Here is a 26330-nt window from a genome sequence, read left to right on the forward strand (position 1 = left end):
AGGCCGGGGGCTGAAGGCCGGGTACTGAGGGCCGCGGGCGCGGGTCGCGGAGCCGCGGGGTCGCGGAGCCGCGGGGTCGCGGGGTCGGTGCGGGTGTCCCGCCAACCGCGGGGGGTCTCACTCGTATCCGGCCGGGGCCCACCGGGCACAGCACCCCGGGCGCGGGCCGGGCCTGAGTCCCAGGGGCAGCCGAACGAAGGCCGCCACCCGGCCACCCGGACCCCCGGACCCCTGTCCCCGCCCCGAAAACCCCCGCGTGACCCACCCCACGTGACTCTCACCACCTTCCCCACCCCGGCTCAACCTCCGCCGCGTGACATTCGTCATCCCAGGAGAAAGCCCTGCCATGTCCAAGTGCGATACAGGATGCGGCATATGACGCGGGCCGATTGCCGCCCGGCGTCCCGCCAACCATTCCGTTGCGGCGGCGCCTGGCGCTAAGGTCCCCGTCGGTGGGTCGAGGTCCTTCGCCCCACCGTGCCCTCGGGGGGAGGGAAGGAACCCAAGACGATGCCCGTACCCGTACCGCGGCAGAGAGCCATACCGGCCGCGGAGAGTGGTCAGGCGCACGCCGTGTCCGCGCCCAGCGGACCGTCCGGAGAGGGGACGGCCATGAACGCCTCGGCCCTGGCCCCTGCTGACAACGCCACAAACCCGCCCGGCCCCGGCGCCCTGAGTCCGGCAGGCCCCACGGGTCCGGCCCCCCAGTCCGGCCCCACCAACCTCACGGTCCTCCTCATCGAGGACGACCCCGCGGGTTCCCTCAACGTGCCCGAACTACTCGACTCCGCGGGCAAACCGATCCGCGTCCGCGCCGCCCGCAACCTCACCGAGGCCCAGCGGCTGCTGACCGACGACGTCAACTGCATCCTCCTGGACCTGGCGCTCCCGGGCCCGGCCCGTCCCGCCGACGCGGACGCCGAAGCGGCCGACCGCCCCGCCGACGAACTCTCCGTCCTCAAACACGTCCTGGAGCTGGCCCCCCGCCACGCCGTACTGGCCCTCACCGACTCCGGCGACGCCGAACGCGGCACGGAGGCCGTACGGGTCGGCGCCCAGGACTACCTCTTCCGGGACGAACTGGACGGCCGTCTCCTGAGCCGCGCGATCCGCTACGCGGTGGAGCGAAAGCGGTCGGACACGGCCGAGCGCCGGCTCACGGAGTCCAAGCTGCGTGCCCAGGAGAACGCCCGCCTGGAACGCGGTCTGCTGCCGACGCCCCTCCTGGAGGGCTCGTCCCTGAAGTTCGCCGCCCGCTACCGGCCGGGCCGTTCCCGCGCCCTGCTCGGTGGCGACTTCTACGACACGGTCCGCACCCCCGACGGCACCGTGCACGTCATGATCGGAGACGTCTGCGGGCACGGCCCCGACGAGGCGGCGCTCGGTGTGGAACTGCGGATCGCCTGGCGGGCGCTGACGTTCGCGGGGCTGTGCGGCGACGAGCTGCTGTCCACGCTCCAGCGCGTCCTGGAGCACGAGCGCGAGAGCGACGAGATCTTCGCGACGCTCTGCACGGTCGACATCGCCCCCGACGGCCGCCGCGCGGGCCTCTGCCTCGCCGGCCACCCGTCCCCGCTGATCGCCCGCCACGGCCAGGGCCGGACCACCCCGCCGGCCGAGCTGCTGCCGTACGACAACGGCGGCCCCGCCCTCGGCCTGCTCCCGAACGCCCGCTGGCCGCGCACCCAGATCGAACTGGGCGCCGCCTGGAGTCTGATGCTCTACACCGACGGCCTCATAGAGGGCCGGATCGGCGAGGGCAAGGAGCGGCTGGGCCAGGACGGCATGGTGGCGATGGTCCGCCGCCAGCTCGCCGAGGGCCTGCGCGGCGAGGAACTGCTGCGCGCCGCCGTGAACGAGGTACGCGACCTCAACGGCGGCGAACTGACCGACGACGTGGCGGTCCTCCTGCTGGACCGAGAGGGCTGACCGAAGCGGGCCTGGCCTGCATCCACTCGGCCTGGCTCGGGGTCACCGCCGTCCGCCCGGGACGGGGTCACCGCCCGTCCGCCCGGGACGGGGTCACCGGCCGCCGTTGTACGGCCCGTACGGACCGTCGCTGCTGGAGCCGCGGCGGCCCCCGCCGCCTCCGGAGACCTGCCGAAGCGCCGGCCGTACGTCGACGAGGAACACGATCGTCGCGATCAGCCCCGCGATCTGCAGGAAGAGCATCGGCACCACAAGGTTCACCACCACCGTGACGCCCAGAAGGATCAGCCAGAACATCTTGTTCTGTTTGTCGGCGGCACGATACGCGTCGTCGCGTGCCAGTGCGGCCATGACCAGCGCCGTCACCGCGAGGAGCAGCATGGCGAGGTAGAGCAGCGACACGAAGTCACCGAACGCCGTCAACAGCACAATGCCCACCACCCGGTTCGAGTCGACTTACGGCCACCGTACCCGCAGAACGGGCCGGCCACCCCAAAGGTGCCCGGCCCGTATCCGTACCGCGAGATACCACGCGGGTACCTCTCGCTCTGTCGCCGACTCCGCCGTCGGCTATGTCGTCCACTTCGGCAGGGTGTCCTGCCGCTTACTTGGCGGGCGGAGTGGTCTTCTTCGCGGCGGTCGGCGTCTTGCGGGCCGGGGCCTTCTTCGGCGTGGCGGCGGCCTGCTTGGCGGCCGGGGCGGGGGCGGGCGCGGCCTTGGCGGGCTTCGCGGCCTCCGGCTCGTCCTTGACCGGCTGGGCCTTCGGCTCGACGGCGATCGCGAGCTCCTCGATCTCCTCCGCGGCCTCGCCACGCCAGGTCTTCACGGCCTGCTCGCCGTGCTCGGCGACCTTCTCGTACGTCTCCCGGGCCTTCACCGCGTACTCGGCGGCCACGCCGACGCTGCGCAGAGCGAGGTCCTGAGCGGTCTCACCGAGCTTCTTCAGGTCGGTGTCGAGGGTGCCGATGAGCTCGGTGACCTTGGTCTGCAGGTTCTCCTGGGTCTCCTTGACGCGGGCGGTCGCCTTCTCCTGCACGGCCTTCGGGTCGGTCTGGCGTACGGCGTCGATCCGGGCCGGCGCCTCGGCGCGCAGCTGCTCGACGATGCCGGGGACCTTCTTCGCCTGCTGGAGGGCGAGGTCGGCGGTGCCGGCGGCGAAGTAGAACGGCGTCGGGTCGGTGACGGCCTTGCGGATGTCGTCGGTGATGGCCATGGTGATGGTCCTCCGGGTTGCTTCAGCTGAGGGTTTTGTGTGGTTCCGGTCCGCGTCGACGGCTGGGTCGTTCGTCCGAGCCGGTCGCGCCACCGAGGCTGACGGGATCGCCCAGGTCATCGCAGTCGTCGAAGTCATCGAAGTCATCGACCCTCCGTCTGCCGCGGACCGGCATCGTCGCCGTCGGCCGCACGAGGGCCGGGGGCCGAGGGTTCCTCGGCGTCCGTCGCCGCGCCGGTGCCGAGGTCGATCTCGAACCCGTTCTCCTTGCGGAAGGACTCGTAGATCTGGAGCAGCACCTGCTTCTGCCGCTCGTTCAGCGTGGGATCGGCGAGGAGGACGGCGCGTGTCGTGTCCTCGCGTCGGCGCTCCTCCCCGTCCCGCTCGGCGTCGAGGATCCCGGCCCGCACGTACAGCGTCTCGGCGGAGATCCGCAGCGCCTTGGCGACCTGCTGCAGCACCTCCGCGCTCGGCTTGCGCAGCCCGCGCTCGATCTGGCTCAGATACGGATTGGACACCCCGGCGGCGTCGGCGAGCTGCCTGAGCGACAGCTGCGCGTTTCGCCGCTGTTCACGCAGGTACTCACCGAGATTGCCGACGTTGAGCGATGCCATGTCTCCACCATGCCCCACCCCCGCTAACTTTTGCAAGCACCCGCTTGCAAAAGTGCGCCACGCCACTCACCGGGCGGATTCGGCCGGATCCGTTCGGTTCCGGGCGGGTCCAGGCCGCCATGAGCGTATATGACCTCCGCAGCCGGGGCGTTCAGCTGCGGACGCCCCGCTTGAAGGCGGCCTTGGACCAGAGGTAGCCGGTCACTCCGATTCCCGTGCACCAGGCCAGGGCGATCCAGCCGCTGTTGCCGATCCCGGTGCCCATCAGGAGGCCGCGGAGGGTTTCGTTGATGGGTGTGAAGGGCTGATGGTCGGCGAACCAGCGCATCCAGGACGGCATGGAGTCGGTGGGGACGATCGCGCTGCCCAGGAAGGGGAGGAAGGTGATGGGCATGGGCATGTTGCTGGCGGACTCGACGGTCTTGGCGACCAGGCCCATCCCGGCCGCGAGCCAGGTCAGGGCGAGGGCCAGGAGGGACAGCAGGCCGAGGACGGCGAGCCACTCCACGACGGTGGCATCCGGGCGGAAGCCGATGGCCAGGGCGACACCGGTGACCACGGCGGTGCCGAAGACGGTCTGGACGAGCGTGCCCAGGACGTGGCCGGTGAGGAAGGAAGCCCGGGAGATCGACATGGTGCGGAAGCGGTTGACGATGCCCTCGGTCATGTCCATGCACACGCCGAGCGCGGCTCCGATGCAGCCGGTGGCAACCGTCATCAGGATGATGCCGGGGGCGATGTAGTCGATGTAGTCGCCCTTCGGGGTCTGCGGGCCCTGGATGCCGGCGCCGAGTGCGCCGCCGAAGGCGTAGGTGAACAGGAGCAGGAAGAGGACCGGCATCATCACGATGGTGATGACGACCGACGGATAGCGGATCGCGCGCTTCATGGTGCGGCGGAACATGGTGACGGAGTCACGGGCCGCGTAGCTGACGCTGCTCATCGGGAGATCTCCTGCTGCTGCTTGTCGCCGGTCAGGGTGAGGAAGACGTCGTCGAGGTCCGGGGTGTGCTGGGAGAGGGCCTCGGGGGTGATCCCGGCACCGTCGAGGATGTCCAGGACGGCGCGGAGGGTGGGGACGGTGCCGTCGGAGGGGATCTGGAGGGTGAGTTCCTCGTCGTCGCGAGCGGTGGCGGCGAAGTGGGAGTCCGCCAGGTCCAGGGCCACGGCGTCGGCGAACTTCAGCGAGATGTGCCCCCCGGGGATGAGCCGCTTCAGCTCGTCCGCCGTGCCTTCGGCGACCAGCTTTCCGCCGTCGAGCACGGCGATCCGGTCGGCCAGTTGGTCGGCCTCCTCCAGGTACTGGGTGGTGAGGAAGATCGTCACGCCGTCGTCCGCGACCAGCGAGCGGATGATCTCCCACATGGTGCGGCGGGAGCGCGGGTCCAGGCCGGTGGTGGGCTCGTCGAGGAAGATGATGCGCGGGTCGCCGACCAGGGTCATCGCCAGATCGAGCTTGCGGCGCATGCCGCCGGAGTAGGTGGAGACGGGGTTGCGGGCGGCCTCGGTGAGGTCGAAGCGGGCGAGCAGTCCGGCGGCGCGACGGCGGCCCTCGCGGCGGGGCAGATGGTGCAGGTCCGCCATGAGCAGCAGGTTCTCCTCGGCGTTGAGGAGGTTGTCGACGGCGGCGAACTGGCCGGTGACGCCGATGAGTTCGCGTATGGCGTCGGGCTCGCGGTCCAGGTCGCGGCCGGCCAGGCGGGCGGTGCCGGAGTCGGCGGCGATCAGGGTCGAGAGGATCTGGACGGTGGTGGTCTTGCCGGCGCCGTTGGGGCCGAGGAGCGCGAAGACGGAGCCGGCCGGGATGTCGAGGTCGATGCCGCGCAGGACCTGCTTGTCGCCGTACGACTTGGCGAGGCCGGTGGCGGTGATGGTGGCGGTGGCGGTGGCCGTGTCGCGTTTCATTTGTGTTGTGGGCATGACAGACAGCTCCTTGGCGGAGGGGAAGGAGAGGTGTGGTTCACGGGCGCGGGCCGCCCTGTGGGTCAGGCGCGGCGGATGTGGATGTCGCCGACCGAGGTGCGGGCGCTGACCTCCACCGTGTCGGTGGCGTCGCCGGGGCCTTCGGCGGAACCGAGGGTGGAGCGCAGGGTGCCGACCTTGGTGTGGATGTCGAGCCAGGCGGCGGTGGTCTCGGGGATGCCGACCTCCAGGTTGCCGGTGGAACCGCGGAGGGTGACCTTGCCGCGGGTGACGCGGTCCAGGCGGATACCGCCGTTGGCGGACTTGGCCTCCACGTCGGCGTGGGCGGTGCCGACATCGATCCGGCCGTTGGCGGCGGCGACCTCCAGGGGGCCCGTGATCTCGCCGAGTTCGGTGTCGCCGTTGCCGTTCTTGACGGTGAGGCCGCCGTCCACCGTGCCGACGGCGACACGGCCGGCGGCGACGATCTCGGCGGAGGCGGTGGCGCGGTCCAGGCGGACCATGCCGAGCTCGCCGTGCAGTCGGACGGCGGCGGCCTCCTCCACGTGGAGGTCGCCGACCGAGGTCTTCAGACGGGTCTCGCCCAGGCGTCCGGTGCAGTGGAAGTCGCCGACCTGGGCGGTGCCTTCGAGGGCGGAGCCGGCCGGCAGGGCGATGACGATGTCGATGCCGCCCACCCGCCCGAAAAGCGAGGACTTGCGCGGGCCCTTGACCGTGAGGACACCGCCGGAGCAGGTCACCTTGGTCTGGTCGACGGCCTTGGCGTCCGCGTCCGAGGAGGGGTTGGCGGGGTGGACCTCGACCACGGTGTCGGTGCGGTCGGAGGCGATGATCCGGGCGGTGCCGATGGAGTACTCGACGATCGCGGTGATCGGCTTGGGGGTGTCGTAGGAAGGCATGACGGATCTCCCGTCCTCTCCGGATGGGTGGATGAAGTGGTCTCGCGGCAGTCGTGCGGCAGTCGGTGAAGCCCGGTGAAGCAGTCGGTGATGCAGTCGGTGATGCAGTCGGTGAGGGGGCTCAGTGCGTCAGCGGACCCAGCCGGTGAAGCCCCGGTCGCCGGTGGCGAGGTTCGGTGCGGAGGCGGGGGGCGCGCTCGTACGGGCACCTGCCGTCGGACCGAGTGCGGCGGAGGTGGCGCGGACCAGCCAGGCGTTGACCGAGAGGCCCTCGCGGCCGGCCGCCTCCTCCAGGCGGGCCTTGAGGTGGGCGGGCAGGCGGAAGTTGATACGGGCCGAGGCGCCGTCGTCGCCTTCCGGCACCGGGGGCGGGGTGGGCGCCTCGGTCCACGGTGCGGCCTCGTGGACCGGGGCGGCGGGTGGCAGGGTCACCACGAACTCCGGGTCGGCGCCCCGGAGCCGTACGTCGACCGAGCCCGGGGCCAGCTCGCGGGTGACCTCGCTCATGGCCGCCGAGAGCGCGGTGAGGAGGGTGAGGCGGGTCGCGGAGTCCAGCGGGGCGGTGAGGCGGTCGGCCAGGGCGCGGGCCTCGTCACCGCCGGCTTCGGCGGCGACGGCGAGCTCCTGGCGGAGGCGGTCGACGTAGGGCGTGAGGTCCATGACGCCATAATGGCACACTAATGGCGCCACGGGAAGCAGGTTTGGCGCCGCGAAGGCGACGAGAGGGGGCGAGGGAGGCCCACACGCGCCACCTTTTCGCAGGTCGGACTGCTTTTACCGGAAGCAGGACCAGCCTGGCACCACGGGACTTCAGCGGCTCTATCCGGCTCCCCACGAGACCGTACGGCGCCACTCGACACACAAGTGGCGCACCACGTGGCACCGAGTGGCACTTAGTGGCGCCGAATGGCGTCATGCAGCACGGGCACGGGCACGGGCGCGGGCGGACCCGTGACCGGTCGACCATTTCTGGACAACGATCTCGGCGGGCTCGGCGGCAGCCCCGTCTCCGTCGCCCGCGCGCACCCCGGCGGTCGACCGATGACGAAGGCCGCGTAGGGGACGTAGTAGGGGACGCAGGGGATGCCGTGCGTCTGCTCCGGCGCGGGCGGGCGGCGGTCAGCCGGTGTCCTTCGAGTGCCACCGCTCCCGGCGGATCGGATCGTCGCGCGGTCGAACGGACTGGGGCCGTCGCCACCGCACGCCTGCCGCAGAAGCCTCTCGCAGGAGCCTGCCGACGGAGCCTGACGACGGAGCGGAGAGGACGATCGCCACCTTCTCGGCGCAGAGGGCCGGACAGCGGGAGGAAGCCCCCTGTCTCGTCCTGGCGGAAAAGCACGGGGCAGGCCCGCGGAGCGGGACACCATGCGGCATGCGCCCGGATGACTGGCACCTCACCGAAGACGTCGACGCGTTCCTGTCCCGAGCTGGGGACTTTCTGCGCTCGCGCCCCGCCCTGCACACCATGCCGCTGACGGTGACCGAGAAGTATCGGACGAACGGGGCGCCCGCGCACGGCGCCGCAGCCCCTGTATTCGGCCGACTGGAGCGAGGGGACGAGGTCCACGCCGCCTTCTTCCAGCGCACCCCGTCCGGCCCACTGAGCCTCACCTCGGTCACCCGCGAGCAGGCCGACGCGCTCGCCGCCCGCCTGGCCGACCTCGGTCACCCCGTCCCCGGCGTCGGCGGGGACCACGACGGGTCCACCGCTTTCGCCGAGGCCTGGCAGCGGCGGACGGGCGCGAATCCGGTCCTCACCACGCGGCTCCATCTCTACCGCCTCGGCACACTCACCCCGCCGGAGCCGTTCCCGGAGGGCCGGGGTCGCCTCGTGGGCGAGGAGGACCGCGAGCACCTCATCCGCTGGTGCCGTGAGTTCTGCGTCGACGTCGGGGAGGACTCCTCCATCAAGTTGATCGACGCCGGTTCCTGGGCCGAATCGCGCTTCGCCGACAGACACTTCACGTTCTGGGAGACCCCCGACGGCACTCCCGTCTCCATGGCGGCCGCGACCTCGATGGTCGGCGGCATGGTCCGGGTGGACCCCGTCTACACCCCGGCCCACCTCCGGGGCCGCGGCTACGCGGGCGCGGTGACGGTCGAGGCGAGCCGCGCCGCGTTGGCAGGGGGAGCGACGGACGTCGTGCTGTTCACGGACCCCGGCAACCCCACCAGCAACGCCCTCTACCAACGCCTCGGATACGTCCGGATCACCGACTTCGCCGTGTACGACTTCTCGGGTGCCGCACCTCAAGCCGGTTGAGAACCAGGGAAGTTGTGGAGCGCCCCCCCGGCCTGGCTACGGGCCTGCGCCGGGGGGCGGTTTCTGCGCCTCGGGGTCGGCAGTGCGGCAGATGCGTACCGTGCCTCGGTCCGGGTCCACCCGGAAGGGCGGGTCCTCCGCAGGCCTGACGTTCTTGCGGGCGAGGCGACGAAGGAAGGTGAGGGACTGCGGAAGGGACTGCGGCAGGGACTGCGGGAGGGACCGCGGGAAGGGAGACGGACGACGGAGGGCAAGGGACGACGGAAAGGGCGGCGGGCGGCGGACGGCGGGCGGCGGACGGCGGGCGGCGGACGGCGGGCGGCGGGCGGCGGGCGGCAGGCGGCAGGCGGCAGGCGGCAGGCGGCAGGCGGCAGGCGGCAGGCGGCAGGCGGCAGGCGGCAGGCGGCGGAAAGACGGTGGACAACGATCGCGCGAGCGGCAGACTGACCGTATGACCGCCGCCGCTTCGGACGCCAAGGCCGACCTCCTCTTCTATCTGCAGTCCGCCCGTGATGCCCTGCTGTGGAAGCTCGAAGGGCTGTCGGAGTACGACGCCCGCCGCCCGCTGACGCCGACCGGCACCAACCTCCTGGGGCTGCTGAAGCACGCGGCCGGTGTCGAACTGGGCTATCTCGGCGACACCTTCGGACGGCCGTCGGGCGAGGCACTGCCCTGGCTCGACGGTGACGCCGAGCCCAACGCGGACATGTGGGCCACCGCCGACGAGTCCCGCGCGGACATCGTGGAGTTCTACCGCCGGGCCTGGGCACACGCGGACGCGACCCTCGACGCGCTGCCGCTGGACACCGTCGGCCGGGTGCCGTGGTGGCCCGACGGCAAGGACGACGTGACGCTGCACCACGCCGTCGTCCGCGTGATCGCCGACACCCACCGGCACGCCGGGCACGCCGACATCCTCCGGGAACTCATCGACGGCGCGGTCGGCATGAACGAGGGCAACACCAGCACCCCGTCGAGTGACCCGGCGTGGTGGGAGGACTATCGCGGCCGACTGGAACGCGCGGCCAAGGAGGCCGACCGAAAGGCGTGACCCACGGCCGATCGAGAGCGTGTGCTTTCCGGGCGGCCGTCCTGCCGCCCACGTACGCCGGAATCCCGGCCGAATATGCGTTGCCCGGCCCCGCCCCCTCCCCTTAATGTGGGTCGTATGACTGCCGGGTCGGCCTTGAGCCGTGAGCGGATTGGTTGCCCGGCCTCCGAGTGAGGCCGGGGCGGGCCAGGGGCCCGCCTGCTGAAGTTCCGCGCACCGAACACCGTTCTCTTTCTTCCGAGTTCCTTCGGTGCTCCTCGGTATTCCCTTGGCGCTCTCGCGCGCGCCGAACTCTCACTGCACTGCACTGCACTGCACTGCACCTCACCGCGCCGCACCGGACCGCACCGCACCGCACCGCGAAAACGCCCCACCGCACATTCCGACGGCAATGTGCTGACGCGCGCGCTGCGGTAATCACCCCTGCCCGAATTCCGCGACAACCGTTGTCGCCATCCATGGAAAGCAGAGAATGCCCAACCCCTTCAATCAGCAAGTCATCGACGAGTTCCGCGCCCATCACGGCAAGGTCGGCGGTTATTTCGAGGGCGCCCGTCTGATCCTCCTGACCACCACCGGCGCCCGTACCGGCAACCGGCACACCACCCCCCTCGGCTACCTCCCCGACGTCGACGGCACGATCCTGGTCATCGCGTCGGCCGGGGGATCGCCCCAGCACCCCGACTGGTACCGGAACATCACGGCCGACCCCCGTGTCACCGTGGAGAGCGGGGCGTTCACCTACGAGGCCGATGCCGTCGTCCTGGACGGCGAGGAACGGGACCGGGCGTTCGCGCGGGCGGTCGAGTCCGATCCGGGGTGGGCCGAGTACCAGGCGAAGACGGACCGCACGATCCCCGTCGTCGCCCTGCGCGAGGCCCCCGTGGCCGGCCCGCCGAACATCAACGCCGGTTCCATGGGCGAGGCCCTCAAGGTCGTCCATGACGCCTTCCGTCGCGAACTCGCCCTGATAAAGCAGGAGTTGACCGCGAGTGGCGGCAGGGCCGACCTCGGGGCCCAGCTCCGCGTCAACTGCCTCGCCTTCTGCCAGGGCCTCCACAACCACCACACCGGCGAGGACATGGGCCTGTTCCCCTTCCTCGGCGAACGCCACCCCGAGCTGGCCCCGACCCTCACCCGCCTCCACGAGGAACACGAGCGCATCGCCGCCCTCGTCGAGGACCTGCGCCGGGTGGTGACCGCCGAGAACGCCGACCCCGTCGCCGTACTCCCCGAGGTGGAGCGGCTCATCGCCGAACTCGAAGCCCATCTCACCTACGAGGAGGAGCAGTTGATCCCGGCGCTGGATGCCGCGGCGAAGCCCGAGGAGTGGGAAGCGGGGCGCGAGAGCGAGCCCACCACCCCGTGAGCGAGGCGCGAAGGCGGGCGCGCATCCCCGTGAGAGGGACGCGGAAGCGGGCGCGTCGGCCCGCGTGATCAACCGGCGAGCGGCGCACGAGCCCCCTGGGGGGAGGGAGATCGGGCTCGTGTGCCGCTCACCGGCGCCCGCTCACCGTAGCCACGGGCCCGATCACCAAGGTGCCGGTACGGTCATGACTCCGCCGCCTTCCGGTAACACGGCCTGCCGCCAGATCCCGTGGCACGCGCCACCACGGCGGCACAGGCCCGCCCGCACCCGTCTCACCACGGCGGCTCACGTCAGAACCCGTCTCACCACGGCGGCACAAGCCCGCACCCGTCTCACCACGGCAAGGCACCCGCATGCCCCCCGTCTCACCACGGCAGCGCACGCGCATGCACCACGTCCAGTCGTGACACCGCCCGGGTGAGTACGACATACAGCCGGTGCAGCCCCCGCCCCTCGGCCGCCGCGATCGCGGCCGGCTCGACGACCACGACATGGTCGTACTCGAGCCCCTTCGCCATCCCGGCCCCCAACACCGTGACGCGCGAACGGAGTTCGTCCGGGCCGCCCGTCACGACACCGGCCTCGCCGAGCACCTTCCGCAGCCGAACGACCTCCGCGTCGGCCGCGATGACCCCGACGGACCCCTCGCGGGCGAGCGCGTCCCGCACGGCGGCCACGGTCTCGGCGGCGACACCCTCGCCGCCCTCGCCGTCCTCGTCCCGGGCCTCTGCCCCGTCCACCCTCCTGATCCGCAACTCCCCGCCCCTGCGCAAGGACCGGGCGGCGGGCACGTCCACCGCCAGCCGCCCCAGCAACCCGTTCGCCAGCCCCACGACGGCCTGCGGCACCCGGAAACCGGTGGTGAGAGGGACGACTTGAGCGTCCGGCTTGCCCAGGTGGGCGAGGAGTCGGGGCCAGTCGCGGGCGGCCCAAGGGGTGGTCCCCTGGGCCAGGTCGCCGAGGACGGTCACCGAGCCGTAGGCCGCCCGGCGGGCGATCGCGCGGCACTCCATCGGGGAGAGGTCCTGGGCCTCGTCGACGACGACGTGGCCGTAGCCGTCGGGGTGGGCGAGGAGCCCCGCGACCTCGTCGAGGAGGACCAGATCGGCGGCCGACCAGCGGGCCGACCGCCACGTGCGCGGCGGCTTCGTCCAGGAGACGGCCTTCTGCTCGTCCGCGTCGAGCAGTCCCTCCGCCGCGTCGGCGAGCGCGTCCGGGTCCCCGAGCAGCCGCGTCACCACCTCCTCGGGCCGGGCCTTCGGCCATCCGGCGTCGACGTACGCGCCGACCGGCCGCGACCGCGAGACCCGGTACAGCCACGCGTTCGGGCGCGGCCCGGCCCGCCGCTCCGCCTGCTCCCGCAACAGCCGCACGACCCGCGCCCGGACGCGCTCCCGCCCGATGTCGTACGGCAGTTCCTCCGCCCGTACGTCCGCCACGATCCGTCGCAGCTCGTCCCCGGACACCCGCCAGCGATACGAACCCTCCGCCAGGACAAGGGAGTCGAACCGCTCCCCGGATCCGCCGCCGCCCGCGACGCCGGTGTACAGGGCCCGGCGGAGCACCTCCGCCATCCGGGCGTCGTGCTTCACGACCGCCGCCCGCTCGTCGTCCTCCGCCGTGACCGGGTGCCGGGCGATCTCGTCGGTGACCGTCGACTGGCGTACGCCTGTCTCGCCCAGCGCCGGCAGAACCTCCGCGATGTACGAGAGGAAGGTGCGGTTCGGGCCGAGGATCAGCAGTCCGCCGCGGCGGATGCGCTGGGGGTGGGTGTAGAGGAGGTAGGCGGCGCGGTGCAGGCCGACAGCCGTCTTGCCCGTACCCGGGGCGCCCTGCACACAGACGGAGGTGGTGAGATCCGCCCGCACCAGGTCGTCCTGCTCCGGCTGGATGGTGGCGGCGATGTCCCGCATGGGGCCGAGGCGGGGTCGCTCGATCTCGGCGGCGAGGAGGCTTCCGGGGCTCCCCTGGCCGCCCTGGCCGTCCTGGCCGTCCTGGCCGTCCTGGCCGTCCTGGCCGTAGGGGCCGCCCAGACCGTCGCGGCCGTCCGGACCGCCCGAGGCGGGGCCCGGGTCGCTGGAGGCTCCACGCCGGTCCAGGCGCTCCAGGTGCTCGTCCTCGAGCCCCGTGAGGTCGTCCGAGTCGCCGCGGCTGCCCGGCGCCCACCCGAAGCGACGCCGTACGGCGACACCCCGGGGATCACGGGAACTCGCCTGGTAGAACGCCCGCGACACCGGCGCCCGCCAGTCCACGACGAGGGGCGGCGCGGCCGGATCCTCACTGATCCGCAGCCGCCCGACGTGGTAGCTCTGCCCGGCGTGATCGCTTCGGACGTGAGCGGCGAAGTCCAACCGCCCGAAGAACAACGGCCCCTCCGGGAGCTCACGCATCTCCTTGGCGTGGCTGCGCAGCCGGTACCCGAGCACCTCCGCGTCGGCCCCCGAGGCGGAGACGTCCTCCCCGACGACGACCTGCTCCCCCGCCCCCTCGACCATGGCGGCGAGGGCGGCGCGGCAGGTGTCGTGGTACGCCCGCTCGTGGGCGAGGGCGTGCCGGAGCTCGGCGTCGGCGGCAGGTTCGAGAGGCGTCATTCCACCGAGCGTACCAAAAAACGTAACCGAGTCACATTCTTTACTGAGGCTCACTGATTGCCGAGAGACTCGCCGATCGGGGGCGACCATCGCACGGACATCGCCTCCCCCCAGCGCGTCAGTGAACTTGTCCGCCCGACGGGGCCCCTGCAGGCTCGACGAGGGCGTCCCCGCCGCGATGAGTTCCGGCCGGGTCGCGAGTCCGTACTCGTGACCGTCGTACGCGTCGTACGACGCCGCCCGGCACGAGACACCACGGAGGACGCCATGACGGCCACACCGAGTGACCCGACCACCCCGCTGCCCGGCCGCCCGCCCGTCGTCGACCTGGCCACCTGGCAGGCCGCCCGTGACGAGCTCCTGGTCCGCGAGAAGGCCCACACCCGTGAGGGCGACGCCCTCGCGGCTGCCCGCCGCCGGCTGCCGATGGTGGAGTTCGACGGGACGGTCGAGGTCGTCGGACCCGACGGCCCGGTCCCGTTCCTCGACCTGTTCCAGGGCCGCGACGAGCTCGTGGTCTACCAGCACATGTGGTACGACGGCGCGCCGCACCAGGGACAGTGCGAGGGCTGCACCACCACGGCCTGGCATCTGAAGGACGCCGTCTATCTCAACGCCCGCGGTATCTCGTTCGCCATCCTGACCACGGGCCCGTGGGAGGAGGTGGCCTCCTACGTCGCGTTCATGGGCTACACCCAGCCCTGGTACTCGGTGCGCGGCGTGGACCCGCCGGTCGGCGGCGAGATGGGTTACCTCGCCTGCTTCCTGCGCGACGGCGACCGCGTGTTCCTCACCTACTCCACGACGGGCCGCGGCAACGAGCGGGTCAACGGGTCCCTCGGCCTGCTCGACATGACGCCCTACGGCCGCGGCGAGGCGTGGGAGGACAACCCCGAGGGCCGCCCCGAGGGGGGCAGCCCGTGCTGGTCCTGGCGCTCCGACGCGGACGGGAACGCCACCTGGGGCCCGACCAGCCGCCCCGTACCGCAGTGGACCCGCCCCGGCGCGACCCCCGTGGAGACCCTCGGCAGGCGCGGCCACCACCACTGACGCACCTTCACCGACGGCCCTGACGGCGGCCCGGCACCGACGAAAGGGGTCAGGCTGCGGCTGGCGGACGACGGACGCGGACGACGGACGACGGACGACGGACGACGGACAGCGAACAGCGGACAGCGGACAGCGGACAGCGGACAGCGGGCGAATCCTCCGGACGGCGCGAGGGCCCGCCCACCCGCCCGCTCGGCCGGCCGGCAGACCAGGAGACCGGGAGACCGGCAGACCGGCAGACCGGCAGACCAGGAGACCGGGAGACCGCTCCGCCGGAGACCGGCACACCGCTGGGCCGGTAGCCCACACCCCACTCGCCCGCTGGGCCGACAGGCGGTTCACCCGACAGGCGGTTCACCCCGGAGGGAAAGGGCTCCTGGTGGAAAAGAGCTGTCCGGGCTCGCGGGCCCACCCGCTCAGACCGCCCCGAGCGGAAGCGCCCCCTCCAGCCGCCCGAACACACGCTCGGCGGCGGCGACGGCGTCCCGCTCGACCCGCTCCATCGGCTCCCCCCGCTCCACCCGCCGCCGGTTCTCCTCCGCGAGCACCCGCCGTACGGCGACGATCTGCCCGGCGGCGACCCGCGCGTCGAGCCCGCCCCCGAGCACCTCGGCGAGCGCCGCCTCGGCCCGCTCCAGATGGCCGTAGGCCCGGGCGACCAGCGACGGCGTCCCGTAGAGCAGCCGATGGAACGCGAGCACCTGCGGATGGTCGTTCAGCCCGGTCACCGGGTCCCGCCGGGCCAGCCCCGCCAGAAAATGCGCCCGCACCGCCCCCACCACGGACTCCCCCTCGGCCCGCCCCGCGACCACCCGCGCCGTCTCGTCCTCGTGATCGGCGATCCGGTACAGCACGAGGTCCTCCTTCGCCGGGAAGTACCGGAAGAGCGTCGGCTTCGAGATCTCCGCCGCCGCGGCCACCTCGGCCACGGACACCGCGTCGAACCCCTTCTCGAGGAACAGCCGGATCGCGACCTCCGACACCGTCTCGTACATCCGCCGCTTCTTGCGCTCCCGCAGCCCGCTCTCGCTCATGCCGTCGAGCCTAAGCACCACCGCCACGCGCCCGGAGCCACCGGGTGAGCGCGGCCTCGATCACCGACACGCCCGGCGCCTCCTCGACGCCCAGGGGCTGTGCGCCTCTGCTCAGCACGTCCCAGACCGTCCAGCTCGCACGGCGAAGCAGGCTCCGGTCCACCTTCGCCTCCAGGCGCAGGGACTGCGAGGTGCGGATCACGTCGGTGAACACCGACTGCGCCTTCTTGTAGTCGAGAAGCTTCGGCAGGTCCTCCCGCCAGCCCCGCGAACTCCCCGGCCGGACGTCCTCGACGAGCGCGCACCACCGCTGCGTCATCCTCCGTTCCTGCTCCAGCGGGTATCGCATCAGGTACAGGTGGGTGGCCAGGTCGTAGAGCGGGTCGCCGAACATCGCGAGTTCCCAGTCGATGGCCCAGAGCCGGTGCTCGCGGTCGACGATGAGGTTCTCGCGGTGGAGATCGGCGTGGAGGAGGCAGAACGGGCGTTCCCGCAGGCCGGCCACACGCTTCCGGAGCTGTTTGAAGGAGTCGAAGTCCAGCCGCAGGGCCGCGAACAGCTCCCCGTACTCCGGGAGGTTGTCCCCGTAGACCCGCTCCTCGGTGAAGCGGATCAACCGGTCGAGGAAGCCCGCGCTGTCGCCCTCCGGCGCGCGGTCCCGCCGCTCGCACCTCCGCTTCACCAGAAGGGTCCCGGGTGTGACGGCGACCAGTTGCCGGAACAGGGCGAGGATCTGCTCGAACTCCTTCTCCGGAACCGCCGTGTCGGACGCGTGGAGCGCCCCGAGGGTGTCCCCCTCGATGAACCGCTGGAGGACGGTGCCCTCGACCTCGATGAGATCGGGGATGTTGTCGATGCGCCCCTGCAACTCGGTGAGCAGGCGCTCCTCCGAGTCGAAGCAGCGCCGGTCGAACCAGAGCAGGCTCTCTCTCGGGTCACGGCACTTCCACCGTGCGCTCCCCCCGACCCCGGCCTCGGGCGGCAGCCGGAAGACGTAGGTCTCGTGGTGGTAGCCGCTGAGCGGTCCCTCCACCCCACCCGGGTCGGCGCTCATCTCACCGGCGCGGCGCCGCCCCGTGGAATCCGATTCAGCTGGCATTGCCCGTTCTCTCGCCGTGGTCGCACCAGGGGTGAAATCAAGGAAGTGGAGGCACGTTACTCCTCCGTGGGCGAGCATCGTGCCAGAAGCGGGTGTTTCGCCGGTGGCGGTCCACTGGTTGAACGCTCACGCGCCGGGGCCCGTACAGACACGCATCGAGCGACTGCCCGAAGGTCTCCCGCTCCCGGAGCGGGCGGCCGGCCCTGCACCACACTCACCACGATGACAGCGATGAATCCCACGCTCGGCGGGACGACCGATCCGCTTCGCCTGCGGCGGCTGCTCGGCAGCGCCCGAGCCGTCCTCCTCGACTTCGACGGCCCCGTCTGCGACCTGTTCGCCGGGCGGTCCACCCAGCCCATCGCCGGGGAGATCAAGGCCATGGCGCGGAGGAAGTGGAACGCACTCGATCCCGCCGTCGAGGCATGCGACGACTCGCACGGCGTCCTTCATCTCCTCAGGGACATGCTGGACCGAAAGAGGGATGGCGTCCTCGACCCGGCCGCCCTGGGCGCGGCGGACGGCATCGTCACGCGGTACGAGTACGAGGCCGCGGGTTCCGCCGTGCCGGCACCGGGGATCCACCTGCTGCTGGACACCCTGCTCGGTCACGGGAAGCGTCTGGCGATCGTGACGAACAACGCCGAGGGACCAGTGCGGAAGTTTCTCGAACTTCACGGGATGTCCCGGAAGTTCGAGGCGGTCTGCGGCCGTGATCCTCGTGAACCGCGCCGTATGAAGCCCGACCCGGCGTCGGTCCACCGGGCCCTGCGGACTCTGAGCCGTATGAGCCCGGCCCACGCCGTCCTGGTCGGCGACCAGCTCACCGACCTCCGGGCCGCCACGGCCGCCGGGGTCGGGTTCCTGGGCTACGCGACGGATCACGAGCGGGGCCGGCTCCTGCTCCGCGAGGGTGCGCGGGGCGTGGTCGGGTCACATGCCCAGCTCATCGCGGCGTGCGCCCCCCTGACGGTCAGTCGCTCTCGTCCCTGACGGTCAGTCGCTCTCGTCCGTGAGCAGGTTCCAGACCGAGTCGAACCAGGCCTGGACGGCCTCTACGAAGACGGTCCCCTGCGACGACGGATCGGTGTCCCCGGCGTGGTGGGTCAGGGTGGCGCCCAGTCCGAGTACGTCGAGGACCTCGATCCCCTCGCCGTCCACCTCGATCTCTCTCTCGACCACGTGGTAGAAGCCGTGCAGCGCTTCGGTCCGGTTGAGCAGATACACCTTGAAGGTCGGCGTCAGCGGCGCGTGCCGGATCGCGACGTCGACACGCGGGACAAGGCCTTCTCGCTGGAGATCCTCCAGCGCCTCTCGCAGAGATGATTCATGCACCCGGGTGATCCCACGAAGGCGTTCTTGAGGTCGCGTGTCCTCATCGGACCCTTTGGCCGCCGGATACGGCAGGGACATCGACTCCCGGGGCAGCAGCATGCGCAGGACGATGCGCTCGGGGGTGATCTCCCGGTCGCGGACCCGTTCGGCCTGCAGTCGGATGTGCGTACCCACGGACTCCGACGTCAGCGTGTTGATGTCCAGGAGCACCTCACTCTGCTCGAAGGCATGATCGAAGAACGAGCGCAGAGTCACCCTGCCCGCTGCCCGGGGCGGCACCCGCTGAGCACTCAGTACCCGGGTGCCGCTCCCCTGGCGGGACTCGACCCAGCCCTCTTCGCTCAACCTGGTCAGGACCCGCTGCAGGGTGTGGCGGGAGACATCGAGCTCCTTGACCAGCTCGCGCTGCGGAGGCAGGGACGCCCCCACCGCATAGGTGCCGTCCCCTATCCGAGCCCGCAGCGTCTCCAGAGCCCGCCCGAACTTGCTGCCGCCGCCCTCGCCGGTCCGCTCATCACCCACACCCCGACCGTACCGCCCACGACCGTCAAGCAAACCAGTTCCAGCCAACCAGCGCTCCAACTGGACTGCCTGTTAAGGGATCAGCCCAATCGGGAATACCAATCACAGGTCAATCACCGACCAATTGGACTGGTCGGTGAGGCAGTCGGCAGAACGGGGTGGAGAACATGTTTCTACGGGAAGTGGTGGTGGCAGCAGTCCAGTTCACCGCGGGTCATCTGGTCTCGCGGACGCTCGGCCCCCTCGGGCTCGTACTCCTGCTCATGGCGGCCGTGGCTCTCCGGGTCGGTCATGTCCGCCCGGCCTGCTGGGCGGCGCTCTTCTTCGTCCTGCTGATGGTTCAGGCCTGATCCGGTAGTCGGGTACGCAGGATGTCCAGGACGGGCTTCAGTGAGTTCACGATGTGCTCGGGCGGGACCTCCGCCTCCAGAAGCGCCTTGAGCTTGCGCTCGTTACGCGCGTAGCCCAGGAAGGGGACGCCGGCGTCCCGGGCCGCCTCGAAGTCGGTCGGGGCGTCGCCGAGCATCAGGGAGCGCGAGGGGTCGGCGCCCATCGCGTTGAGGGCCTGGCGCAGGATGTGGGGGTGCGGCTTCATGAGGTCGAGGTCGCGCGTGCGGCCGTAGATATAGGGGAAGCAGTCGGCGAGGCCGCGGGTGTCGATGTAACGGGCGGCCGCGAGCGCCGAGTTGTTGGTCGTGATGGCGAATCGGGCCCGCCGCGACCAGGTCCGGATGAGCGGGTCGGCCCAGGTGGTGGGGTACGCCTTCGGGGCGGCGGTCAGCTCCTGCTGGGTGAGCCATTTCTCCAGGTCGATGATCAGGTCGCTGCTCGGGTGGCGGCGGCCCAGACCGAGGAGGACGACCTGGGGGTCGGCCGTACTCCGTTCCCGCTCCGTCAGCAGGCCGCCCAGCCCGCGCCTGTCGATCAACGTGACCAGGTCTCGGGCCACTTGGTGCGCGGGATGCCCGGAAAACAGTCGACAGATCGGCCCGTCCAGGTCCCAGAGCACGAAGCGGACGGGAGTGATCAGTTCTCGAAGGGACTCTGTCTCTACTGTCACCGGTTCAGTCTGCGCCGTATCAGGAGTCACTAGGAGAGTGTCAGGTCCGTGGTGATGGTTTCCCAGAGGGCGTTGAACCATTGCTGGGACTGATCGACGAAGGCGGCGTCGCGGGGGCCGGTCTCCTTCTCGAAGGAGAAGAGGAGGGACTGGGTGCCGAAGGCGTCGTACATCTGCAGGGGGCCGTCCGCCATCTGCTCCTCGCGCTGCATGAGCATGTAGTACGCGATCAGCGCCTCCCGGCCGTTGAGGAGGTAGAGCTTGACGGGCGGGGTGAAGGGCAGGGCGCGGAAGGCCACGCGGACGTCGAGCTGGTGGGACGTGCGCAGGGCCAGGAGGTTGTGGCGCAGGACGCGGATCTGCGCGTTGCGCTGGTCGAGCCAGCGCTTGTGGACGGGGTCCTCCTCGTCGTCCTCGCCGCGCGCCTCCACCGGGACCGGGAACGCCAGGTTGATCTTCCGGGAGGGAAGGAGGATGCGGACGTCGATGGACTCGGGGCGGATCGTTCCCTCGTGGATGCGGCGGACCGGTTCACCGAGGGCCATCATCAGGGTCTCGGCGGTGAGGCAGGCCGCGTCGACGCGGACGTGCGGTGCGGAGAAGGCCTCGGCCAGGCGGGGGCCGAGGCCCACCATCGTCGGCTGCGGCTCGTCCCTCGCGGCATGGCCGGCCTCGGCGACCCTGGGCGGGCTCCCCTTGCTCACGTTGCTCAGCAGCCCGTCCTCCTGCAGGGCGCGCAGGGCCTGACGGACCGTGCCGCGCTCCACGCCGAACTCCTCCGCGAGTTCGGCCTGGGTGGGCAGGCGCTCGCCGGGCCTGAGGTCGCCACCGCGGATGCGGTCCCGCAGGGTGGCGGCGATCTCCTGGGACGAGAGCTTTCTGCTGCCGTTCACTGCAACGTTCTCCTGGGTCACGACCAAACGCTACAACTAGCACCCATCTTTGGGGAGTTCACGGGAAGGTGGTTATGAACATAGACCAAGTGGGAACCATTTAAACAAAGTTGGTTGCCAACTTGGTCAAGTTGGCGAAAGTTCCCCCCACGCCGGCCCCGGTCGCCCAGCCCCTCGGAGGAGGTACCACCATGCCCGCTGCCATCGCCCTCATCTCCGCCCTCGCCGTCCTCGCCTTCCAGCGATTCGTCGAGTGGCGCTTCGGCACGATGGGATTCGTCGGCCTGCTGTTCCTCACCATCGGGCTGAAGGCGAACAACCACACATGCAGCTCCATCGGCGCGGTCATCCTCGCGCTGATGTTCGCCGGGCCCGCGATGTGAGGCCCGCCGCCGGGCCCGCACGGGCCCGTCCGACCCCCGTCCGACCCCCGTACGACCCCCGTACGACCCCCGTCAGGTCGTGAGCAGCAGGTCGGAGCTGATGGTCTCCCAGAGCGCGTCGAACCAGAGGCGGGACTGCTCGACGAAGGTCGTGTCCCGCGGGGCGGCGGCCGCGCTCCGCTCGAACGCGAACAGCGTGGACTGGGTGCCCTCGGCGTCGTACATCTCCAGGTGCTCACTGTCCACTTCGGCCTCCTTCCGCTGGATCGTGTAGTACGCGAACAGCGCCTCCCGTTCGTTGAGGAGGTACAGCTTCACGGGTGGGGTGAAGGGCAGCGCGCGGAAGGAGACATGGACGTCGACGCCGTGCGTGGACCGTAACGCCAGCAGGTTGTGCTTCAGGACCTGCCCCTGGGCGTTGCGCTGGGCGAGCCAGCGGCGCTGCAGCCGGCCGTCGGCCGAGGCGACGACCGGGGCCGGGAAGGCGAGCGGGATGTCACGGCTGGGCAGCATCACCCGGACGTCGACCCTGGCCGGTTTTATGCGCCCCGCGTGAATCTCGCGCAACGGCTCACCCACGGCGAGCGTGAGGGACACGGACGTCAGGCAGAGGGCGTCGATCTTCACATGCGGGGCCGCGAAGGCGGCGGATATGCGGGGGGCAAGCTCCACCATCGTGGGCCGCGGGGCCGCTCCGGGCCCGCCGAGGGCCGCCGCTCCCCGGCTTGGGGCGACAGTCGCCGGGCTGCCCTTGGAAACGTTGGTGAGCAGGTGCTCCGACTGCAGGATGCGCAAGGCCTGCCGTACGGCTCCGCGCTCGACGCCGAACTCGTCGGCCAGCTTCGCCTGGGTGGGCATGCGCTGCCCCGGTCGCAGCTCGCCGGACCTGATCCGGCCGCGCAACACGTCGGCCACCTCGTGATGTGACCTCTGGGGCCGCTGTGACGACTTCCGCCCATCGACGGCCGTTCGTTCCCGCTCCACGAACAAACACTACAACTTCTCGCCATCTTAGGGCAGTTCGTGGGAAGGTGGTTATGAGACGACTCCAAGCGGAGATAAGTACGGTGGAGTTGGTCGCCAACTTTCACAACATGGTCAAACTTTCAGATGGTTGGCGACACCGAGAGTGACATCGGGAGCGACACCCAGACCGACCGATCGACCTCCCTTCCGGAGGGGAGCCGGGAGTTCGACCGGTCCGCACAGCCACAACTGAATGGTTCAGCCACAACTGAATGCGCAGCCACAACCACAACTGAACAGCTACGGATACCGCACACACACCAGGAAAGGTCTCAGAAGATGTCCGGGCACCACGGGCGCCTGGACGTCCGCAGCAGGGCGTCGGCTACGGAGGCGGCGCCCTTCCGCTGTTCCCGCACCCGGCCGAGCGCGGCGAGCCGTACGGCCGACTCGTCGCCCAGCCACAGCGCCGCCAGGTCCGCGGCCTCCAGCACGAGGTCCCCGTCCTGGCCCGTCGGCACACAACTCGCCCCGTCCGGGCCCGCGTCCAGCCGGTAGCGCCCGTCCGCGAACCCGTCCCTGTCGACGACCTCCAGCACCAGCGCCCCGGTCCCCGCGTACGTACGGGCCTCCAGCGCCCGGACGACGTCCAGGATCCGCACCCACAGCCAGTCCGCCTGGGTGGTGAGGCTCGCGGCGCGCGGGTCGGGGAAGAAGTGCGGGAGGAGGTCGTCGGGGGCCCGCCAGCCCGACTTGACCTTGGTGATCCAGTCGATCGAGCAGAGGTAGTGCCACAGGGCGCGCTCGGCGGCCGGGGTCGTCGCGATCAGCCAGTTGACGTCCGCCGTGTTCTGCGGCTGCTTCATCTGCCAGGTGTCGTCCGCCTCGTACGAGACGAGGCCCTCGATCTCGCCGGCCGCCGAGCGGTACACCGCGTAGAACGGGTCGGTCCAGGGGGTGTGGGTCCGCAGGTCGCCCGTGTTGACCCGCCACCAGCGCTCGTCGCGGCTCACCGCGCCGGGCTGGGCACGGCGGAGCCGGTCGTGGAGGGCGGGGCCGAGGGCGCGTACGGCCGCGCCGTCGACGAGGTCGACCCGGCCGCCGTCCGCCGGGCCGGACCAGCGGGGGTCCAGACCGGTGCGGGGTACGTCGACGGTCCACTCGGTGGTCCAGGTGGCGGGGCCGAAGCCGTAGCGGCCGTAGATGGGGTACTCGGCGGCGATCAGGGTGGCGACGACGTCGCCCCGGTCCTTCGCGGCCGTGAGGTCGTGGGCCATCATCCGGCTCAGCAGGCCTCGGCGGCGATGGGTGGGGCTGACCGTGACGTTCGAGATGGCGTCGGCGGGGACGGTCCGGCCGCCGACCACGGTCAGCTCCTGCGGGAAGGAGCGGAAGGTCGCGACGACCTGCGTGGTGTCGGCGGGGGTGAGGGGAGTGCGGGAGCGGGACGCGTCGAACGCCCCGAGGGTGCGGGGTGGGTCGATGTGGGCCGAGCGGTCCTTGAGCTCCTGCTCGGAGAGGGATTCCGGGGCGCGGAGGAAGCCGGTGTTCAGGGCGTTCAGCCAGGCCGGGATCTCGTCCTCGGTGACGGGGCGCACGGCTATGTCGTGGGAGGAGCTCATGGGGCCACGCTAGGGGGGCGCTCCGCGGTGTGTCTCGGGGTTTTCCTCGCCCCCGCCGCCCTTACCCGTCCCTCCCCCCAGGGGCTGCGCCCCTTCGACCCCCAGGCGCGGGTCCGGTGGGGGCTGGTCGCGCAGTTCCCCGCGCCCCTGGAGGACGGCCCTTCGGGCCTGTCCTCCAGGGTGCGTGGCCGCCGGTCACATGAGCAGGTCGTCCACTTGGGCCTCGCCCTCGCGGTAGCGGCGGCCGATTTCGGCGCTGCAGTCGTCCGCGGTGCGCTGGAGGTGCTGGCGGCGGCCGGAGATCTGTCGCTCGTGGTGGACGAGGCGGGCGAGGCCGGCGGTGAGTTCGTCGTCGGTGCGTGCCTCCAGGTCGGAGAGCCCGACCTCGTCGAGCATCTCGGCGGCGAGCCGGCGGAACTCCTCGCCGTACGGCGTCCCCACGGTGACGTGGCGGGCCGAGGAACGGTGCCGGGCCGGGGCGTCCGTGAGGATCGCCGAAAGACGGTCGACCAGCGCCGAGGGCTCTCCCGGGGCCCCGTCCGCCGCGCCGCCCCGGCGGGCGAGTTCGGCACGCAGGATGTCGATACGGCCCTGGAGCAGCCGCCGCAGATAGCTGAGGTCCGCCTCGTCCCGCTGGGCGTCCCGGCGCAGGGTGCGCAGTTCGGGCAGCCGCAGCCGGGGCAGGTCGCGCTCGGCCGGGTCAGGCGGCGGCAGTGGGTCGCTGTCCGTGCGCTGGACCGGTGGCCGGCGGACGCCGGGGCCGGGCCCCGGACTTGTACGGTCAAATGTCGCAGTGCCCGGGGGCTGCCCGGTACTCGATGTGCTCATGCGCCTCAACCGTCCCCTCGACCGGTGTGTGTGAGCATCGTGCCACTCTCGGTGGCCACCAGGTGACCGAGTCCCCGCGATCCACCCCGAATGGTCGGTAATGGATCAATGAGAAAGACCGGGCAAAGCACTCTTCAAACCCCCGTGATCACAAACCCCCCGTAAGGGGGACCCCCTCGCGCACGTCCGATGGACGTCGGCGGCATGATGGTCGGCATGCGTGCGGTGGTGCAGAGGGTCGACGGCGCGAGCGTCGTCGTGGACGGTGAGACGGTCGGGCAGATCGAGGGCGAGGGGCTGTGCGTCCTCGTGGGGGTGACCCACGAGGACACCAAGGAGAAGGCGGCGCAGCTGGCGCGCAAGCTGTGGTCGGTACGGATGCTGCACGACGAGAGGTCGTGCAGCGATGTGGACGCGCCGTTGCTGGTGATCAGCCAGTTCACGCTGTACGGCGACGCGCGGAAGGGGCGGCGGCCCACCTGGAACGCGGCGGCCCCCGGGGAGGTCGCCGAGCCGCTGGTGGAGGAGGTCGTCGCGCAGCTGCGCTCGCTGGGGGCGACGGTGGCCACGGGGCGGTTCGGGGCGTCCATGCGGGTGTCGCTGACGAACGACGGGCCGTTCACGGTGCTGCTGGAGATGTAGGCGGAGGCCGCCGCTCCGGGACCGGAGGCCGCCACTCCGGGACGCCCCCGCGCCCCGGGAAGCCCTGCCTACGGCTCGACCACGGTCTCCTGGGCCGCCGCGGTGGTGTCGGCCAGGAGCCTGGCGTCCACCGGGACGTTCCGCTTGATCAGGGCCAGCGCCACCGGGCCCAGTTCGTGGTGGCGTACGGACGTCGTGATGAAGCCGAGCTTGCGGCCGTCGGGGCCGTCGTCGGCGAGGCGGAGCTCCGCGCCGCGCGGCGGGAGATGGACCTCGCTGCCGTCGAGGTGGAGGAAGACGAGGCGGCGCGGGGGCTTGCCGAGGTTCTGGACCCGGGCGACCGTCTCCTGGCCCCGGTAGCAGCCCTTCTGCAGGTGGACGGCCGTACCGATCCAGCCCAGCTCGTGCGGGATGGTGCGGTGGTCGGTCTCGAAACCGAGCCGGGGGCGGTGGTGCTCGACCCGCAGCGCCTCGTACGCGAGCAGGCCCACCGCGGGGCCCGCCTTCTCCGCGTACGACTCCAGGTCCGTCCGCGGAAGGAACAGATCACGGCCGTACGGCGTCTCCCGCACGACCGTCCCCTCCGGGATGTCGGCGATCGAACCGGCCGGGAGGTGGACGACCGCGACGTCGCCCGTCCGGTCGGCCACCTCGACCCGGTAGAAGAACTTCATCGACTCCAGGTACGCGAGCAGCGCCTCCTGGGTGCCGGGCTCGACGTGGGCCCATACGGTCGTGCCGTCGTCGACCAGGTACAGCGCGTGCTCGATGTGGCCGTTGGCGGAGAGGATCAGCGCCTCGGTGGCCTCGCCGGTGGGGAGTTCGCTGACGTGCTGGGTGAGCAGCAGGTGCAGCCAGCTGAGCCGGTCCTCGCCGGAGACGGCGAGGACGCCCCGGTGGGAGAGGTCGACGAAGCCGGTGCCGTCGGCGAGGGCGCGCTGTTCGCGGAACAGGTCGCCGTAGTGGGCGGCGACATCCTCGTCCACGCCCTCGGCGGCGACGGCTCCGGGCAGGGACAGCAGAGGACTCTTCATACGCCTAAGC

The 26330-nt window shown here is 71.3% G+C and carries 26 protein-coding genes; 9 read left to right on the top strand and 17 right to left on the bottom strand.

Features of this window, described 5'->3' with window-relative positions:
* Positions 1-510 precede the first annotated feature (510 nt).
* Positions 511-1929 carry a PP2C family protein-serine/threonine phosphatase gene (locus OG202_RS23100; RefSeq protein ID WP_405894729.1) on the top strand — a complete coding sequence of 473 codons (1419 nt, stop codon included), beginning with the start codon at positions 511-513 and terminating at the stop codon, positions 1927-1929.
* Positions 1930-2022: 93 nt separating this feature from the next.
* Here the strand turns inward: OG202_RS23100 and OG202_RS23105 are convergent, their stop codons facing one another.
* The 7 genes from OG202_RS23105 to OG202_RS23135 all read right to left on the bottom strand — a co-directional run bounded on the left by OG202_RS23105 (position 2023) and on the right by OG202_RS23135 (position 7238).
* Positions 2023-2358, bottom strand: coding sequence for a DUF2516 family protein (locus OG202_RS23105; RefSeq protein ID WP_326585749.1), 336 nt, complete (start codon positions 2356-2358; stop codon positions 2023-2025).
* A 175-nt stretch (positions 2359-2533) separates the two neighbouring features.
* Positions 2534-3142: a hypothetical protein gene (locus OG202_RS23110; protein WP_327728976.1), complete on the bottom strand. Its 609-nt coding sequence runs from the start codon at positions 3140-3142 to the stop codon at positions 2534-2536.
* 143 nt (positions 3143-3285) lie between these two features.
* Positions 3286-3756 (bottom strand): helix-turn-helix domain-containing protein, encoded by a 471-nt coding sequence (locus OG202_RS23115; protein WP_327728975.1) that lies wholly within the window; start codon positions 3754-3756, stop codon positions 3286-3288.
* A 151-nt stretch (positions 3757-3907) separates the two neighbouring features.
* A complete protein-coding gene (locus OG202_RS23120; RefSeq protein ID WP_326581358.1) occupies positions 3908-4699 on the bottom strand; it encodes an ABC transporter permease in 792 nt (263 codons plus the stop codon).
* Positions 4696-5676: an ATP-binding cassette domain-containing protein gene (locus OG202_RS23125; RefSeq protein ID WP_327728974.1), complete on the bottom strand. Its 981-nt coding sequence runs from the start codon at positions 5674-5676 to the stop codon at positions 4696-4698. The genes OG202_RS23120 and OG202_RS23125 overlap by 4 nt, the downstream gene beginning before the upstream one ends.
* A 65-nt stretch (positions 5677-5741) precedes the next feature.
* Positions 5742-6578 carry a DUF4097 family beta strand repeat-containing protein gene (locus tag OG202_RS23130; protein WP_326581354.1) on the bottom strand — a complete coding sequence of 279 codons (837 nt, stop codon included), beginning with the start codon at positions 6576-6578 and terminating at the stop codon, positions 5742-5744.
* 129 nt (positions 6579-6707) lie between these two features.
* The gene (locus OG202_RS23135; protein ID WP_327728973.1) at positions 6708-7238 is read right to left on the bottom strand and encodes a toxin-antitoxin system HicB family antitoxin; all 531 of its coding nucleotides are present in this window, start codon (positions 7236-7238) and stop codon (positions 6708-6710) included.
* Positions 7239-7950: 712 nt separating this feature from the next.
* On the opposite strand from OG202_RS23135, the gene OG202_RS23140 reads away from it, so the two are divergent.
* From OG202_RS23140 to OG202_RS23150, 3 genes are all read left to right on the top strand, one after another.
* A complete protein-coding gene (locus OG202_RS23140) occupies positions 7951-8841 on the top strand; it encodes a GNAT family N-acetyltransferase (protein WP_326581350.1) in 891 nt (296 codons plus the stop codon).
* Between the two features lie 451 nt (positions 8842-9292).
* Positions 9293-9892 (top strand): DinB family protein, encoded by a 600-nt coding sequence (locus OG202_RS23145; RefSeq protein WP_328223500.1) that lies wholly within the window; start codon positions 9293-9295, stop codon positions 9890-9892.
* A 472-nt stretch (positions 9893-10364) separates the two neighbouring features.
* Positions 10365-11261, top strand: coding sequence for a nitroreductase/quinone reductase family protein (locus tag OG202_RS23150; protein WP_328223502.1), 897 nt, complete (start codon positions 10365-10367; stop codon positions 11259-11261).
* A 365-nt stretch (positions 11262-11626) separates the two neighbouring features.
* Here the strand turns inward: OG202_RS23150 and OG202_RS23155 are convergent, their stop codons facing one another.
* Positions 11627-13852, bottom strand: coding sequence for a HelD family protein (locus OG202_RS23155; RefSeq protein WP_328223505.1), 2226 nt, complete (start codon positions 13850-13852; stop codon positions 11627-11629).
* A gap of 267 nt (positions 13853-14119) precedes the next feature.
* On the opposite strand from OG202_RS23155, the gene OG202_RS23160 reads away from it, so the two are divergent.
* Entirely contained in the window at positions 14120-14902 is a 783-nt protein-coding gene (locus tag OG202_RS23160) for a DUF899 domain-containing protein (RefSeq protein WP_327728968.1), read from the top strand.
* Positions 14903-15318: 416 nt separating this feature from the next.
* On the opposite strand, the gene OG202_RS23165 is transcribed toward OG202_RS23160, so the two are convergent.
* Positions 15319-15936, bottom strand: coding sequence for a TetR family transcriptional regulator (locus tag OG202_RS23165; RefSeq protein ID WP_327728967.1), 618 nt, complete (start codon positions 15934-15936; stop codon positions 15319-15321).
* Positions 15937-15946: 10 nt separating this feature from the next.
* Positions 15947-17035, bottom strand: a complete 1089-nt coding sequence (locus OG202_RS23170; protein ID WP_327728966.1) for an aminoglycoside phosphotransferase family protein — start codon at positions 17033-17035, stop codon at positions 15947-15949.
* A 222-nt stretch (positions 17036-17257) separates the two neighbouring features.
* On the opposite strand from OG202_RS23170, the gene OG202_RS23175 reads away from it, so the two are divergent.
* Positions 17258-18028 (top strand): HAD family hydrolase, encoded by a 771-nt coding sequence (locus OG202_RS23175; RefSeq protein ID WP_328223507.1) that lies wholly within the window; start codon positions 17258-17260, stop codon positions 18026-18028.
* 3 nt (positions 18029-18031) lie between these two features.
* On the opposite strand, the gene OG202_RS23180 is transcribed toward OG202_RS23175, so the two are convergent.
* Positions 18032-18892, bottom strand: coding sequence for a winged helix-turn-helix domain-containing protein (locus OG202_RS23180; protein WP_328223508.1), 861 nt, complete (start codon positions 18890-18892; stop codon positions 18032-18034).
* Between the two features lie 188 nt (positions 18893-19080).
* Here OG202_RS23180 and OG202_RS23185 point away from each other — a divergent pair, with 188 nt between their 5' ends.
* Positions 19081-19242, top strand: a complete 162-nt coding sequence (locus OG202_RS23185) for a hypothetical protein (protein ID WP_327728963.1) — start codon at positions 19081-19083, stop codon at positions 19240-19242.
* Here OG202_RS23185 and OG202_RS23190 read toward each other — a convergent pair.
* Both OG202_RS23190 and OG202_RS23195 read right to left on the bottom strand, forming a co-directional pair.
* Positions 19233-19952, bottom strand: a complete 720-nt coding sequence (locus OG202_RS23190; protein WP_327728962.1) for an HAD family hydrolase — start codon at positions 19950-19952, stop codon at positions 19233-19235. The genes OG202_RS23185 and OG202_RS23190 overlap by 10 nt on opposite strands.
* Positions 19953-19981: 29 nt before the next feature.
* Complete coding sequence (locus tag OG202_RS23195; RefSeq protein WP_326581329.1) at positions 19982-20872, bottom strand: winged helix-turn-helix domain-containing protein; 891 nt, start codon at positions 20870-20872, stop codon at positions 19982-19984.
* Positions 20873-21036: 164 nt separating this feature from the next.
* On the opposite strand from OG202_RS23195, the gene OG202_RS23200 reads away from it, so the two are divergent.
* Complete coding sequence (locus OG202_RS23200) at positions 21037-21228, top strand: hypothetical protein (protein WP_327728961.1); 192 nt, start codon at positions 21037-21039, stop codon at positions 21226-21228.
* Positions 21229-21300: 72 nt separating this feature from the next.
* On the opposite strand, the gene OG202_RS23205 is transcribed toward OG202_RS23200, so the two are convergent.
* The 3 genes from OG202_RS23205 to OG202_RS23215 form a co-directional block, all read right to left on the bottom strand.
* Entirely contained in the window at positions 21301-22218 is a 918-nt protein-coding gene (locus tag OG202_RS23205) for a winged helix-turn-helix domain-containing protein (RefSeq protein WP_405894741.1), read from the bottom strand.
* A 308-nt stretch (positions 22219-22526) separates the two neighbouring features.
* A complete protein-coding gene (locus tag OG202_RS23210) occupies positions 22527-23816 on the bottom strand; it encodes a GNAT family N-acetyltransferase (protein ID WP_326581325.1) in 1290 nt (429 codons plus the stop codon).
* 195 nt (positions 23817-24011) lie between these two features.
* A complete protein-coding gene (locus tag OG202_RS23215; RefSeq protein WP_327728960.1) occupies positions 24012-24644 on the bottom strand; it encodes an RsiG family protein in 633 nt (210 codons plus the stop codon).
* Between the two features lie 216 nt (positions 24645-24860).
* Between OG202_RS23215 and dtd the strand changes: the two genes are divergently transcribed.
* On the top strand, positions 24861-25286 hold the full coding sequence (gene dtd / locus OG202_RS23220) for a D-aminoacyl-tRNA deacylase (RefSeq protein ID WP_326581321.1): 426 nt from the start codon (positions 24861-24863) through the stop codon (positions 25284-25286).
* 68 nt (positions 25287-25354) lie between these two features.
* Here the strand turns inward: dtd and ygfZ are convergent, their stop codons facing one another.
* Entirely contained in the window at positions 25355-26320 is a 966-nt protein-coding gene (gene ygfZ / locus OG202_RS23225) for a CAF17-like 4Fe-4S cluster assembly/insertion protein YgfZ (RefSeq protein WP_326581319.1), read from the bottom strand.
* Between the last annotated feature and the right edge of the window lie 10 nt (positions 26321-26330).

Source organism: Streptomyces sp. NBC_00310 (assembly GCF_036208085.1).
GTDB lineage: Bacteria > Actinomycetota > Actinomycetes > Streptomycetales > Streptomycetaceae > Streptomyces.